Origin of the sequence: Anaeromusa acidaminophila DSM 3853 (assembly GCF_000374545.1) — a bacterium.
Lineage (GTDB): Bacteria > Bacillota > Negativicutes > Anaeromusales > Anaeromusaceae > Anaeromusa > Anaeromusa acidaminophila.
On sequence record NZ_KB894606.1, the window covers coordinates 1 to 13,834 of the forward strand.

At 51.1% G+C, this 13,834-nt stretch carries 13 protein-coding genes and 1 rRNA gene; 12 read left to right on the forward strand and 2 right to left on the reverse strand.

Annotated features, from left to right (window positions below; genetic code table 11):
- Window positions 1–119: 119 nt before the first annotated feature.
- Together rrf and C508_RS0114870 are read left to right on the forward strand one after the other, a co-directional pair.
- A 5S ribosomal RNA gene (gene rrf, locus C508_RS0114860) occupies window positions 120–236 on the forward strand.
- 774 nt (window positions 237–1,010) lie between these two features.
- Window positions 1,011–1,646, forward strand: a complete 636-nt coding sequence (locus tag C508_RS0114870; RefSeq protein ID WP_018704366.1) for an NUDIX hydrolase — start codon at window positions 1,011–1,013, stop codon at window positions 1,644–1,646.
- Between the two features lie 34 nt (window positions 1,647–1,680).
- Here C508_RS0114870 and C508_RS0114875 read toward each other — a convergent pair whose 3' ends face one another.
- Complete coding sequence (locus C508_RS0114875; protein ID WP_018704367.1) at window positions 1,681–1,959, reverse strand: hypothetical protein; 279 nt, start codon at window positions 1,957–1,959, stop codon at window positions 1,681–1,683.
- Between the two features lie 242 nt (window positions 1,960–2,201).
- Here C508_RS0114875 and C508_RS0114880 point away from each other — a divergent pair, with 242 nt between their 5' ends.
- From C508_RS0114880 to C508_RS0114920, 9 genes are all read left to right on the forward strand, one after another.
- Window positions 2,202–2,414 carry a heavy-metal-associated domain-containing protein gene (locus C508_RS0114880; RefSeq protein WP_018704368.1) on the forward strand — a complete coding sequence of 71 codons (213 nt, stop codon included), beginning with the start codon at window positions 2,202–2,204 and terminating at the stop codon, window positions 2,412–2,414.
- A gap of 100 nt (window positions 2,415–2,514) precedes the next feature.
- The gene (locus C508_RS0114885; RefSeq protein WP_018704369.1) at window positions 2,515–3,888 is read left to right on the forward strand and encodes an LCP family protein; all 1,374 of its coding nucleotides are present in this window, start codon (window positions 2,515–2,517) and stop codon (window positions 3,886–3,888) included.
- Between the two features lie 23 nt (window positions 3,889–3,911).
- On the forward strand, window positions 3,912–4,556 hold the full coding sequence (locus C508_RS0114890; RefSeq protein WP_018704370.1) for a precorrin-2 dehydrogenase/sirohydrochlorin ferrochelatase family protein: 645 nt from the start codon (window positions 3,912–3,914) through the stop codon (window positions 4,554–4,556).
- Window positions 4,525–5,841, forward strand: a complete 1,317-nt coding sequence (gene hemA / locus C508_RS0114895; RefSeq protein ID WP_018704371.1) for a glutamyl-tRNA reductase — start codon at window positions 4,525–4,527, stop codon at window positions 5,839–5,841. Before C508_RS0114890 ends, hemA begins: the two co-directional genes overlap by 32 nt.
- On the forward strand, window positions 5,804–6,739 hold the full coding sequence (gene hemC / locus C508_RS0114900) for a hydroxymethylbilane synthase (protein WP_018704372.1): 936 nt from the start codon (window positions 5,804–5,806) through the stop codon (window positions 6,737–6,739). The genes hemA and hemC overlap by 38 nt, the downstream gene beginning before the upstream one ends.
- On the forward strand, window positions 6,740–8,263 hold the full coding sequence (cobA, locus tag C508_RS0114905) for a uroporphyrinogen-III C-methyltransferase (protein WP_018704373.1): 1,524 nt from the start codon (window positions 6,740–6,742) through the stop codon (window positions 8,261–8,263). It abuts the gene before it with no gap.
- A 3-nt stretch (window positions 8,264–8,266) separates the two neighbouring features.
- Window positions 8,267–9,247: a porphobilinogen synthase gene (hemB, locus tag C508_RS0114910; RefSeq protein ID WP_018704374.1), complete on the forward strand. Its 981-nt coding sequence runs from the start codon at window positions 8,267–8,269 to the stop codon at window positions 9,245–9,247.
- Between the two features lie 19 nt (window positions 9,248–9,266).
- Window positions 9,267–10,586: a glutamate-1-semialdehyde 2,1-aminomutase gene (gene hemL, locus C508_RS0114915; protein ID WP_018704375.1), complete on the forward strand. Its 1,320-nt coding sequence runs from the start codon at window positions 9,267–9,269 to the stop codon at window positions 10,584–10,586.
- 74 nt (window positions 10,587–10,660) lie between these two features.
- Window positions 10,661–11,083, forward strand: coding sequence for a gamma-glutamylcyclotransferase family protein (locus C508_RS0114920; RefSeq protein WP_018704376.1), 423 nt, complete (start codon window positions 10,661–10,663; stop codon window positions 11,081–11,083).
- On the opposite strand, the gene C508_RS0114925 is transcribed toward C508_RS0114920, so the two are convergent.
- Window positions 11,073–12,056, reverse strand: a complete 984-nt coding sequence (locus tag C508_RS0114925; protein ID WP_018704377.1) for an HlyD family secretion protein — start codon at window positions 12,054–12,056, stop codon at window positions 11,073–11,075. The genes C508_RS0114920 and C508_RS0114925 overlap by 11 nt on opposite strands.
- A 262-nt stretch (window positions 12,057–12,318) precedes the next feature.
- On the opposite strand from C508_RS0114925, the gene C508_RS0114930 reads away from it, so the two are divergent.
- Window positions 12,319–13,761: a CCA tRNA nucleotidyltransferase gene (locus tag C508_RS0114930; RefSeq protein ID WP_018704378.1), complete on the forward strand. Its 1,443-nt coding sequence runs from the start codon at window positions 12,319–12,321 to the stop codon at window positions 13,759–13,761.
- Window positions 13,762–13,834 lie beyond the last annotated feature (73 nt).

The following is a 13,834-nucleotide window of genomic DNA, read 5'->3' on the forward strand; positions in this document are numbered from 1 at the left end:
AGCGGACTGGTACTAATCGGCCGAGGGCTTGATTTTAGAGTAATTACTTCGAAGTGAATCTAATCTTCTTTCTGTGTGGAGTTTTGAGGGAGCATGCAAATGCAAACTCAGTAAGACAATCCGGTGACGATAGCTGTGGGGTTCCACCTGTTCCCATCCCGAACACAGCAGTTAAGCCCACATACGCCGAAAGTACTTGGCTGGAAGCGGCCTGGGAGGATAGGTAGTTGCCGGTTAATCAAAAAGAAAAGCATCCGTGAAAACGGGTGCTTTTCTTTTTGGTTGCCGGGGCATCTAAGCGAACTAAATGAGTTGATATATGGTAAGATAATATTTTTTAAGTCTATCGTACATAAAGCTAGTTTATAGCAGCGTCCTTCCCTGACATCCGCGTCAAAACAAGAGCTCGCTCAGCTCCTGCGCAGCCAGCTGAAAGGGAAATACGGAAACTCGCTGCGCTCAGACAACCGTATTCCTAATCCTTCCAGCTGGCCACGCAGGCCCTGCGGACCGCTTCGCTCGCAAAAGTTTTGCCGCGGACGCCGAGGCGCGGACGTTAGGCATAGCATCCGGTCTCCTCTGAAAACAGCCATGGATGGCAAAGCGAAGGACGGGAGGGATAGGTAGCGGGACATCTAAGCTGACTAGATGAGTTGATATATGGTATGTTAATATTTTTTAAGTCTATAGTACATAAAGCTAGTTTATAGCAGCGTCCTTCCCCGTCATCTGCATCAAAACAAGAACTCTCTCAGCTCCTGCGCGGCCAGCTTCGCTCGCAAAAGTTTTGCCGTAGACGCCGGGCGCGGACGTTAAGCTGCAGTCTGTGAATTGATATGCCTTCCTTGTTAAAAAGGGGTGCGCGAAGCGACGGTGAGATTGAATGTTGTTTGGCTTGTTCTAGTTTGTGACGTTTTTGTTACAAACTATAGATAAAGAAGGTGTTTGTAAAGCTGTCCCGAATTATATATAAGTCATAGAGTTATCATATTGGCAGACGGAGTGGTACCGTGAACAAGCTAGAATATATTCGAGAGCAACTGCAAGAAGGGCTACGACAGCGAGAGGTAAAGTTGTTGCAAAAAGGTTATTTTCGCGCGGCCGTGGTGGTACCGATATTGGAAATGCATGGTGAACCAGCGGTTCTCTTTCAGGTGCGCTCTAGCCAAATGGCATGGCAGCCAGGGGATATATGTTTTCCCGGCGGGCGAGTGCAGCTGGATGAGACGCCTTGCCAAGCGGCTCGGCGAGAAATGGCGGAAGAGCTGGGCATAGATGAAGATTGTCTAGATTTAGTAGGTGAGCTTCCGGAAGTGGCGAGCCCAATTGGCGTATGGCTGCATCCTTATGCGGGGGTGCTTCAAGATTGCAAGGAGTTGAAATTGCAATCAGAGGAAGTAGCGGAGACCTTTTGCATACCGCTTGCCGAACTGTTGGCAATGACGCCGGAAGTAGGGCGGATGGAAATGGCTACAAAACCGATGCCTGGGTTTCCGCATCATTTGTTGCCGGAGTATTCCAAAGAGTGGCGGCGTCGGGGAGAGTATGACGTTTATTTTTACGTTTGGAAGGAAAGGGTCATCTGGGGCTTGACGGCGCAGGTGCTAAAAAACTTTCTGGATGTGTACCGTAAAGCGTTGGTATAAAAATAAAACCGCCGCGAAAGCGGCGGTAAGTTTCTTAGGGATGCGATGGTAAAGTTGCAATTTGCCAGTCTTGGCCGTGAATGAAGTCGTTGTAGATTTCTGTGAGACTTTCAAAGACAGAGGCGCGTTTGATAGTTCGTTTTCTTGTGAGAACAGCAAATTTGAACCAATTTCCTTCGCGGGATAGCTGGACCAAGGTTTGGTTGATGCGCAACAAAATGCTTTTGCTGGGAGACTGCAAGAGGGCGTCTTCCAACTTACGGACGGCAGGTCCGTCAAGAGGCGGGAGCACGCGGGCTGTAGTTTCTTTCATGACGCATGCACTTCCTTATTTCATATTGGGAACCTCGTATATTGGTTCCGTAAGGCTTGGAAGTATTATACCATAGCAGCGCATTTCTTTCATTTGAGAAAAACGTTGCGAAACGAAAGAGCAAGGATGTTGATTGAGAATAGCACAGCTAGAGAGACGCTGTTTAATTTTCAGATAAAATAGATTTTTAGAGTATAATTCATGATAAGTGTAAAAAATGCAGAGTCTGAGGAGGTAATTAAATGCAAACAAAGGTGATCGTAGTAGAGGGGATGAGCTGTGGTCATTGCCAGCAGGCGGTGGAAACAGCGGCCTTGGCTGTTGCAGGCGTTCAGAAGGCGGCAGTGAATCTAGCGGATAAAACGTTGACAGTGACGTATGACGAGGGAAAATTTCAGCTGACCGAACTTGTTTCGGCAATTGAAGACACAGGGTTTGAAGTGGGACAATCTTGACGGTGATGAGGCTTTTTTGATATAGTAAGGGAAGCCCCCGCGCGAGGGGGCTTCTTTTGTAATGGAATTTGCAGACAGCGCCGAAAGGAGGATTTGCTTCGTGCCTAATCTGGAGCAACGGTTGGAGCAGCGGCGTGTATCGAAAAATAGAGAGCAGAAAAAGAGTTTGATAAAATGGGCGGCGCTTTTTTTAGCAGTCTTTTTTCTTACGTTAGGAGTTGCCTTTCTCTGGTTTTCTTCTGGAGCCTTAAATGGAAACAAACAGAAAAAAGCAGATGACAAGTTTTTGGCATTTCAAGATAAGATCAATATTATGGTCATGGGTGTGGATGAACGGGCTGATGATGTAGGGCGTTCGGATACCTTGATGGTCCTGACAATTGATACGAAAACCAAGGGAGTTTCGATTATATCGATTCCGAGGGATTCACGTGTGAAAATCCCAGGACATGGCTATGATAAGATTAATCACGCCTATGCTTTGGGAGGACATTCCTTATCAAAGCAGGCGGTAGAACTGCTGTTGGGGGTCCCAATTGATCATTATATTATTGTCAACATAGCCGGGTTTAAGCGGATTGTAGACGCCGTGGGCGGCTTGGATATTGATGTAGAAAAACGTATGTATTACAGCGATCCCTGGGATGATGACGGCGGCCTGTTTATTGATTTGCAGCCGGGGATGCAGCATTTGGATGGCAAAACAGCGATTCAGTATGTACGTTATCGTGATGAAGAGGGGGATATTGGCCGTGTGGAGCGGCAGCAGCATTTTCTGCGCGCCTTATTGGATCAACTGGCAAGTCCTGGGGTGATCCCTCGCATTCCAGGGATTATTCAAAGCGTTAGCAATGCGGTAAAGAGCGATTTGTCGACAGCGGAGATGTTGAACTTGGCCAAAATTATCAAGGATGCTAAAGCGCAAGGGCTGCAATCCTATATGGTTCCCGGCAAGCCAGCGTATATTGAAGATATCAGCTATTGGCTGCCGGATATTGTCGCTGTGCGGCAGCATATGGCGCAGGTTTTGGGCGCTTCCGCCAGCGAACGTTATCAAGCGACTACGCGACAGGAAGCTGATGAATATGCTGGAACCTTACCGAAAAATGTAAAAGTAGTGGATGCACCGAAAAATCCAACGAGACCGAATGATACAACAAGAGCGAACGAGCCTGTGAGTCCGAAGACTCCGGCGGCGACTGGACGACTTCGTGTTAGCGTAGTCAATGGCAGCGGCAGTGCCGCTGCTGGAGATAGAATGGCGGCTCTCTTGCGGCGGCAGGGATTTGACGTAGTTGGCGTTTCTACGGGGACGTCCCGAGGTAACACCGTTGTTATCAGTAATTCAAATGACAACAGCGTTATAAATAGGTTAAATAGCTTGCCATTTGATTATGCGCTACAAATTAGCCGCAATGATGGTGGCAGCACCCAAGCGACAGTGATTGTCGGTAAGGATTTTGCCGAACGCTGATGGCTTCGGGGAGGTGTAGGACCATGGTTTTATACCCGATTAATCTGCAGTTGACCGATTGTCAGGTTCTGGTAGTTGGCGGAGGTCAAGTGGCGGAGCGAAAAATAAATACCTTGGTGGCTGCTCAAGCTGCCGTTACCGTTATCAGCCCGGAGCTTACGCCCGGGCTGCAGGTGTTGGTAAAAAGCGGAACGATTCGGTGGTGTCAACGCACTTTCGTGGCTGGCGATACAGAGCCTTTTTTTCTTGTGTTTTGTACTGCCAATCGGCGCGAGGTAAACCAAAGCGTGGCTAGGGAGGCTCGGGAACGAGGCAAACTCGTCAATGTCGCAGATGGGCCCGAGAAAGGAAATTTCAGTCTTCCGGCACAGGTGCGCCGCGGAGATTTGCTGCTGACTGTGTCAACAGGGGGGCAGAGTCCTGCCTTGGTGCGCAAGCTGCGTCAGGAGCTTGCGGAGCGCTACGGACCTGAATACGAAGAACTGCTTTTGTTGTTAGGACGCATTAGAGAAGAGATGAAGGAGCATTTTGCCACGTCTCGTGAGCGTGAGCTTTTTTGGCGCTCGGCTTTGACTGACGAGGTGCTTGACGACTTAAGGTCTGGAAATTTGAAAGAGGCGGAGGAACGAATTCGACATGCAGCTAGTGGTATTGGGACTCAACCATAAGACCGCACCTGTTGAGGTACGGGAATGTTTTTCTTTTTCCGAGGAGCAATTGCGCCTTGCTTTAAGACGCCTTAGGGATCAGGAGATAGTCGAAGAATGCGTGTGGCTGTCTACTTGTAACCGGACAGAATTATACGCCGTAGTCGAAGATGCGGAGGAAGCCTATGAGCCTCTGAAAGAGGTGATGACGCGTATGGCTACGGGGCAGCAACGCCCGGATGATTATGTCTTTTATCATTGCGATCAAGACTGTATTAATCATCTCTTTCGCGTGTCCTCAAGCTTGGATTCGCTGGTGATCGGCGAAGGGCAAATTTTGAGCCAAGTAAAAAAAGCGTATTCTATGGCGCGAGATGCAGGCACCACTAGTACGGTGCTGAATACGCTGTTTCACCGGGCGATTACGGTTGGTAAAAAAGTGCGGACTGTGACTCGCATTGCTTATAATGCCGTATCGGTAAGTTATGCTGCTGTAGAAATGGCGAAAAGCGTTTGCGGCGAGATGGAGAAAGTGAAAGTCTTGTTGTTGGGCGCGGGGGAAATGGGAGAACTGACCGCGAAACACTTAGTGGCCAGCGGCGTACAGACTGTATTTGTGTCGAATCGCCGTTATGAGCGGGCGGTGGATTTGGCGAAACGCTTTCATGGTGAGGCTGTTCCTTTCGAGTCCTTTTTGCAGCGAGCCGTTGATGCGGATATTATCATTACGTCCACAGGGGCGCCGCATTACATGATTCGTGCTTGGGATATGGCGCACATTATGCCGAAGCGACAAGGGCGGCCGATTGTATTAATCGATATTGCCGTGCCGCGGGACGTAGAGCCAGAGACAGCGGCCATTCAAGGGGTAACTTTGTATAATATCGATGATTTGGAAGCGGTTGTCGAATCCAATCTGCGCCTAAGAGAACAAGAAGCGAAAGCTGCTGAAGAAATTATTGAAAAAGAGCTGACTGAGCTTGTATCGAAGTTCCGCTATCTGTCCTTTCAGCCTGTTATGGCGCGTTTAGCGGACAAGGCGGAGCATATTCGTCAGCGGGAGATGAAGCGCGCCTTGACGAAGCTGCCGGATTTGCCACAGGAAGAGATGAAAATCATGGAGAGTATGTCGCGGATGATTATTCGCAAGATGCTGCGCGATCCCATGGTGCGTCTCAATCAGGCTGCTGGCAGCGAACAGGAAGAATACTATCTGGAAGCCATTCGGGAATTATTCAAATTGGACGCAATAGGAGAGGGGAAACATTGTGAGGCAAAGGCTTGTTATCGGTACGCGCGGCAGTAAGTTAGCTCTTTGGCAGGCGGAACACATTGCAGAACGTCTGCGGCAGGAGCATGCCGGGCTGGAAGTAGAATTAAAACGAATTGTTACGACAGGCGATAAAGTATTGGATGTGCCTTTGGCCAAAATTGGCGGCAAAGGCTTGTTTACAAAAGAGCTGGAAGTGGAAATGCTAAGCGGTCAGATCGACTTGGCAGTACATAGCTTGAAAGATATGCCGACAGAGCTGCCGGAAGGCTTATGCCTGGCGGCCATTACCGAAAGGGCTGACGCCGGCGATGCCTTAGTCAGCCGTGAGTATACGTCATTGGAAGCCTTGCCGCAAGGAGCCACGCTCGGAACGAGCAGTCTGCGGCGCAAAGCGCAGCTTTTGCGGTTGCGGCCGGACTTGCAGATGGTTGACCTGCGGGGCAATTTGGACACGCGATTGAAGAAAGTGCAAACAGGAGAGCTGGACGCCATTGTGCTGGCGGCAGCCGGACTGAAGCGTTTGGGCTGGGAGCAGGAAATCGCGGAAATATTAAAACCGGAAGTCTGTTTGCCTGCAGTGGGACAAGGCTGTCTGGCGGTGGAAGCGCGGGCTGATGATGCTGAGGTTTTGTCTTTGCTGGCATTTTTAAATCATAAGCCTTCGAGAGTGGCTGCAGAAGCAGAACGGGCTTTCTTGCGCGAAGTGGAAGGCGGCTGTCAGGTGCCTGTGGGCGTATATGCTCAGGAAGAGCAAGGAACGCTGACGGTTACGGCGGTTATTTTGACCTTGGATGGCAAAGAATGCTTAAAGGCCCAAAAATCGGGTTGTAACGAGGATGCAGCGCAGTTAGGCGTTGCTTTGGCCCAGCAATTATTGGCCGCCGGGGGCAAAGAGATTTTAGCGGAATTGATGCAAAGCGAGGGAGTATAGATGACACAGCCAACAGTGTATTTGGTCGGAGCCGGCCCTGGAGATTATAAATTGATTAGCGTGCGCGGTCTGGAACTCATTCAGCGAGCGGAAGTGCTGGTGTATGACCGACTGGCTGATGAGCGCCTGCTGGGGCATGCCAGAAAAGATGCGGAATTTATTTATGTGGGAAAAGCTTCCAGTAATCATGCCATGCGCCAGGAGGATATCAATCAGCTTTTGGTGGACAAGGCGAAGGAAGGCAAAGTGGTAGTCCGTCTTAAAGGCGGCGATCCTTTTGTTTTTGGACGCGGCGGCGAAGAAGCGCTGACCTTGCGCGCTGCCGGCATTCCTTTTGAAATTGTGCCTGGCATTACTTCGGCTATCTCGGTTCCTGCTTATGCGGGCATTCCGGTTACCCACCGAGGTATTGCCACTTCCTTTGCAGTAGTGACTGGTCATGAGGATCCTACTAAAGGGGAATCTTCTATGCGTTGGGATAAATTGGCTACAGGGACAGATACGCTGGTCTTTTTGATGGGCGTAGAAAACCTGCCTCATATTACGGCCAAGTTGATGGAACATGGACGCAGCGGTGAAACGCCGGCAGCGGTCATTCGCTGGGGTACTAAAGCGGAGCAGGAAGTGTTGGTGACGACTGTGGCGACGGCAGCAGCCGATGTGGCGGCAAAGGGTTTGACGCCGCCAGCTATCTTTTTGGTAGGGGATGTTGTTTCTCTGCGGGACGAATTGGCATGGTTTGATCAGCGCCCTTTATTCGGACAGAAGGTGTTAGTGACGCGGGCGCGCGAGCAAGCCAGCTTGCTTACGGCACGCTTGGAAGAATTAGGCGCTCAATGCGTAGAGGCGCCAGCTATTCAAATTCAACCGCCTGAAAGTTATGAGCCAATGGATGCGGCTATTCAGGAACTGCAAAGTTATGACTGGCTTATTTTTACCAGCGTTAACGGCGTAGAGTACTTCTTCAATCGTTTGGCGGAGCAGGGGAAAGATACGCGGGCTTTGGCAGCCGCCAAGGTAGCGGCTATTGGCGTAGCAACGGCGAGCAAGCTGGCGGCTTATGGAATTCAAGCGGATGTAGTGCCGGTGGAGTTTAGGGCGGAAGGTATTATTGAAGCCCTAGAGGGAAAAGTGAAGCCAGGTATGCGCGTGCTGATCCCCAGGGCTACCGTAGCCAGGGAATTGCTGCCGGAGCAGTTGCGCGCCCAAGGATTATCGGTGGATGTGGTCCCTGCGTACCGTACGGTAACCGCGAAGGCGGACGCTGAAGGTCTGAAAGCTTCCTTGGAAGCGGGAGATTTTCAATGGGTGACCTTTACAAGCTCTTCTACAGTAACGAATTTGTTGAAGCTATTGGGCGAAGATGGCGCAGCCTTGCTGAAAAAAGCGAAGGTGGCTTGCATCGGCCCGATCACGGCGGAGACTTGTTTGGAACATGGCATTGAACCGGACGTTATGGCCGGAGAATATACGATCAAAGGACTGGCGGAAGCCATTCTTACATTTTACGGCAAGGAGATGTAATTCATGTACCATCCGTATTTGCGTCCTCGGCGACTGCGCGTCAGCGAAGGCTTGCGCGCTATGGTGCGGGAGACGGTGCTTCACGTAGAGGATTTGGTATATCCGTTGTTTTTAGTACCTGGAGAGAAAATTAAAAAGGAAATTCCTTCTTTGCCGGGGCAATATCACTTATCAGTGGATCAAGCGGTGCTGTTGGCGCAAGAGGCATGGAATTTGGGGATTCGCTCGGTGCTGCTTTTTGGGCTTCCGTCTTATAAGGACGAGCAGGGCAGCAGCGCCTGGGACTTGCAGCAGCCGGTACAGCAGGCCATGACGGCGATTAAAAAAGCGTTGCCGGAGATGGTGGTTATTGGCGATGTTTGTCTTTGTGAATATACCAGCCACGGTCATTGCGGGCTGCTGGACGGCGAAACCGTGGATAATGACCCGACCCTGGCTCTTTTGGCCAAGGTAGCGGTCAGCCAGGCTCAAGCCGGTGCGGATATTGTCGCTCCTTCAGATATGATGGACGGTAGGGTGCAGGCCATTCGCGAGGCCTTGGATGACGCTGGCTTTGCGCAGGTGTCGATCATGAGTTATGCGGTGAAATATGCTTCCGCCTATTATGGGCCATTTCGGGACGCTGCGGATTCAACGCCGCAATTTGGGGACCGCCGCAGCTATCAAATGGACCCGGCCAATGCCAGGGAGGCGCTGCGCGAAGCGGCTCTAGATGCGGAAGAAGGAGCAGACTTTCTGATGGTCAAGCCGGCGTTAGCGTATCTGGATATTGTGCGTCAGGTCAAAGATACGTATTTGCTGCCTTTGGCAACCTATAATGTCAGCGGGGAATACGCTATGGTTAAGGCCGCAGCGCAGCAGGGCTGGATTGACGAAAAGAAAATTGTTTTGGAAACGCTGGTTTCGATGAAACGAGCCGGCGCTGATATTATTATTACGTATCATGCGATGGATGCAGCCAAATGGCTGCACGAGAATCAGTAAACAAAGGAGCGATAGTACCATGAGCTTTTCGTTGCAGCGATCCCAAGAAGCCTTTGTCGCCGCTAAAGCCTGCATTCCCGGAGGGGTAAACAGCCCGGTGCGTTCCTTTCGCAGCGTTGGCGGGGTGCCGCCGTTTATTGCGCAGGCGCAGGGCGCTTATATTGAAGACATTGACGGCAATCGGTATATTGACTACATTGGCTCCTGGGGACCGATGATTTTGGGTCATGCTCATCCGCAGGTTACCGAAGCGTTGGAAAAAGCAGTGCGAAAAGGAACCAGTTACGGCGCGCCGACGCTGCTGGAAACAGAACTGGCGGAAATGGTGCGGCATTGCGTACCGTCCATGGAACTGGTGCGCATGGTCAATTCCGGCACGGAGGCGACGATGAGCGTGCTGCGTTTGGCTAGGGCTTTTACCGGACGTAGCAAAATAGTTAAATTTGCCGGCTGCTATCATGGACATCATGATAGCCTGTTGGTCAAAGCGGGCTCTGGCGCGGCTACCCTGGGGGTTCCTGATAGTCCGGGAGTGACTGGCGAAGTGGCTGGTAACACGCTGACTGTAGAATATAATGATCTGCAGGCGCTGACTGCCGCTTTTGAAGCCAATCCGCAGGAAATTGCAGCTGTCATTATTGAGCCGGTGGCTGGTAATATGGGCATGGTGCTGCCGCGCGACGGCTATTTGCAGGGCGTGCGGGATTTAACCAGCAAATACGGCGCCTTGTTGATTTTCGACGAAGTCATGACCGGTTTCCGGGTGGCTCTGGGCGGAGCGCAAAGCGTCTATGGAATCAAGCCGGACTTAACTTGCTTAGGGAAAATCATTGGCGGCGGCTTGCCTGTTGGCGCATACGGCGGTCGCAAGGATATTATGGAATGCATTGCTCCGGCAGGGCCGGTTTATCAGGCTGGTACGCTGAGCGGCAATCCCTTGGCGATGACCGCCGGCATTGCCACGCTGCGTTTGCTGATGGAGACAAAAGGCTTTTATGATGAATTGTCCCGAAAGACGGCGACCTTGGCGCAAGGCCTCTATGGTCGAGCTGCCAAATATGCGCTGCCTGTGAGTACCTGCCATTTGGGCGGGATGTTCGGTCTCTTTTTCCATGCAGGACCGGTACTGGATTATCGGACTGCCCAGCAGGCTGATTTGGATGCCTTCTGCACGTACTTCCACACGCTGTTGGCGCAAGGAATTTACGTGGCGCCTTCGCAGTTTGAAGCGGCTTTTGTATCAGCGGCTCACAGCGAAAGCGATCTGGAACGGACGCTGAATGCAGCGGAGCACGCCTTTGCGGCGGTGATGGCTGTAAAAGATCATTTTCAGCCGTAAGAAGAAAGCAAGAAGAACTGTGAAAGCCTCGCAAGAGGCATCACAGTTCTTTTCTTATCTAAGGAGGAAACGTAATGAAAACAAGAGGAGAGTCGGAGGGCTGTCTGGTATTTGTTTACGGAACTTTGCAGTCTGGGCAAGCTAATGAGGCAGTAGTGGCTTCGTATGTGCAAAAGAAGTGGCGAGGGCACATTAACGGGAGGTTGTACCATCTTGCAGACCGCGGTTATCCGGCGGTGCTTCTTGAAGAAGAAGGCGTAGTTTGGGGAGAATGCCTGCAGCTTAAGAATCCAGAGAAGGCCTTGCAGGCGCTAGATGCGTTGGAAGAATATTTTGGAGAAGATGATACACGTAATGAATATGACCGCCGCCGCTGCCTTGTGTGCAGCGACGACGGTCAGGAATGGGAAGCCTATGTGTATGTCTGGCCTGAGAAGAAGGCCTTGCCCCAAAAGACGATTGTTTTGCCTGAAGGACGTTGGCCGGCTAAAATATAAATTCAGCGTCCGCCAACATGCCGGACTTGAAGGGAGAAGGAGTTTCGTTTGGGAGGGACACCTTAATTGGCTGGCGTTGTCCGGTTGCTCCGGCAGCGGAGGTTTCCAGCACTTCACCAGTGAAGGTTTGCCCCGGCAAATCACGTAGGACGAAATTTACGCTTTGACCGGTTTGCAGTCTGGGGGCGTCGCTTGTATCGACTCGGACGGTGAGCCAAAGTTCGGTATTGGAGATGACGGCCAGCAAAGGTTGACCGATGGCAACATTATCCCCGGCGCGAACGCTAAGTAAGGAAATAGTGCCGCTAGTTGGAGCAGTGACAATTTTTTGCTGTTCTAAAGCCTGTAAGGCCGCTAATTTCTGTTCCGCTTGCTGGATTTGCTGTTGAGCCATGCGAACTTCGTTAGGATCCGGGGGCTGATTAGGGGTTGTGATCATGGCCGGAGCGGCGCTGGCTGCCTGGCGGGCTTGTTCATAGGCGCTGGCGGCGCGATCACGGGCGGCGGCGCTGATGCCTCCTAGGGCATATAAATCCTGCATTTTTTGGTAATGCTGGGCGGCTTGTTCCATGCGCGCTACGGCGCCGCTGTCAACACTGCCGCCGGTTTGCAGCGGTTGACCGCGGCGGCCTTGGCTGACTTGCGCATAAAGTGCCCGAGCGGCGACAAGGGCGGCGGAAGCGTCTTCTTTTTGCTTATCTAATTCCGGAAACTGCAATGTGAGCAAGGGGGTTCCCTTTTCGACAACATCGCCGTCTTTGACGAGAACTTCTAAAATTTGTCCAGACGCCCGGGCTGTCTGGCTATAGAGAGCTCCTTGAATACGAGCGTCCGAGCTTTTTAAAGTAGAGGTGTTTTGGTACCAAAAATACACTCCTAAGGCTAAACCCATGGCTAAGAGAACAATCGTAAGCACCCGCAAAGCGAAAGCGGCGCGTGGTGACAATAAATCATCGCTATTGGTGTCTGACATGTAAATGCTCCTTTACTTATGCTGAATCGATGAATATAGAGTAGTGCGGCCTGTCCAATCTTTTGATTTCGGCGTAGCTTAGGCAGTTCCTGCATACAGGGTAAAAAAGTCATGATTTCGACACAATGCGGTGAAAGTATTGCTAAGAAGAGGCTCTTTAGCAGGGTTCATGTTATAATATAATAAGAACGAAAGCGTAAGCAGTACACCACACCGTGCTTGATTTTGCAGGCGTGCATGCGGAAATGAGGCGATACCTGCCATGTGGGTGAAAGTGCAAGACGACGTGGAGGCGGTTATGAAGCAAGCCCGAAAAATTCTTGAAGCTTTGACCCGGGAAGGCTGGCAAGCGTATATGGTAGGCGGTGCAGTGAGGGATTTGTTTCTCGGCGTTAATCACATTGACGTTGATATCTGCACGAATGCCAAGCCGGATGATATTCGCGCGGCGGCCCTCAGACATGGGTGGAAGACCAGTGACGTAGGAGCGAGATTTGGCAGTGTGCTGGTTATAATTTCAGGCATTCCTTATGATGTCACTACTTTTCGCCGGGAAGAATACGGGGAAGACAGTCACCGGCCTAAAAAAGTCGAATGGGGTGATTCGCTGCTAGAGGATTTAAGCCGCCGTGATTTTACAATTAATACTTTGTGCCTGGATGTTCACGGCGATTTATTTGATCCTTTTGACGGGCTGCGGGATTTGCGGTTAGGACGTATTCGGGCGGTAGGAGAAGCGAATGTTCGTTTTGCCGAAGATGGGTTGCGCATGTTTCGGGCCGCTCGCTTTATGGCGCAGCTAGGGTTTTCTTTGGATGCGGATATTTTTCCGGCGATTGTAGCCAATCGGGAGCGAGTGAGGGGCTTGTCCGTAGAACGGGTGCGCAATGAATTAGAGAAGACACTGCTGGCTAGGCATGCAGCGAAGGGCATTCATGTCTTGCGCATGACAGGGTTGCTTGACGAGACTTGTCGTGCAAAAGACGAAGGCGTGGAGCAGAACGTGCCTATTTTGCCCGAACTGATGCACCTGTATCAATTGCCGCAAAATCCCAAGCATCATCGTTTGAATGCTTGGCGTCATGTCCTGGATACTGTGGAGCGGATTGAACCGCAGCTGGCATTGCGCTGGGCGGCGCTGCTTCATGATGTAGCAAAGGGGCTGCCGGGAGTGCGAGGGGTAAACGCGCAAGGCGAGTGGACTGATCATCGCCATGATGTAGTGGGAACGGAACTTACAGACAACATAGTAAAACGATTGCGTGTAGATCCGCAGGTGGCTAAACGCGTAGTGTGGCTGGTTCGCAACCATATGCACGCGCCGGATTTATCACGCAAATCCGTGGTTCGCTGGCTGCGAAAAAGGGCGGCAGCGTTTCGAGACGTAGAGGAGTTGCGGCAAGCGGTAGAGCAACTGTTTGCTTTGTATTGGGCGGATGCGACAGCGACGCGCACTAAGCCGAACGATTCGCTAGAACAGTTATTGCAGCAAGTGGAGCCCATTTTGCAAGATACTCCCTTTTTTGTTTCGCAGTTGGCTATTTCCGGTGGCGATATTGCTGCGGAATTAGGTAGTGGACCGCAAGTAGGGGCGTTTCAGAGAAATTTGCTGTTGCGCATTCAAAGTGGAATGCTGAAAAATGAAGCGAACTCTTTGCGGCAGGCTTTGTTGTTGCGCAAGGAACGGCAAAAGCAATTGCAGTGATCTTCAGAGATTGCTATAATATAAGAATGAGATTTGCCAAAGAACAACAATGATGATGGTTTAAATAGTAGGA

Coding starts and splice junctions, on each gene's coding strand:
- hemL (WP_018704375.1), top strand. CDS start 9,267: ATGAGCTTTTCGTTGCAGCGATCCCAAGAAGCCTTTGTCGCCGCTAAA.
- C508_RS0114930 (WP_018704378.1), top strand. CDS start 12,319: ATGTGGGTGAAAGTGCAAGACGACGTGGAGGCGGTTATGAAGCAAGCC.
- C508_RS0114925 (WP_018704377.1), bottom strand. CDS start 12,056: ATGTCAGACACCAATAGCGATGATTTATTGTCACCACGCGCCGCTTTC.
- hemB (WP_018704374.1), top strand. CDS start 8,267: ATGTACCATCCGTATTTGCGTCCTCGGCGACTGCGCGTCAGCGAAGGC.
- cobA (WP_018704373.1), top strand. CDS start 6,740: ATGACACAGCCAACAGTGTATTTGGTCGGAGCCGGCCCTGGAGATTAT.
- C508_RS0114880 (WP_018704368.1), top strand. CDS start 2,202: ATGCAAACAAAGGTGATCGTAGTAGAGGGGATGAGCTGTGGTCATTGC.
- C508_RS0114890 (WP_018704370.1), top strand. CDS start 3,912: ATGGTTTTATACCCGATTAATCTGCAGTTGACCGATTGTCAGGTTCTG.
- hemA (WP_018704371.1), top strand. CDS start 4,525: ATGCAGCTAGTGGTATTGGGACTCAACCATAAGACCGCACCTGTTGAG.
- C508_RS0114875 (WP_018704367.1), bottom strand. CDS start 1,959: ATGAAAGAAACTACAGCCCGCGTGCTCCCGCCTCTTGACGGACCTGCC.
- C508_RS0114920 (WP_018704376.1), top strand. CDS start 10,661: ATGAAAACAAGAGGAGAGTCGGAGGGCTGTCTGGTATTTGTTTACGGA.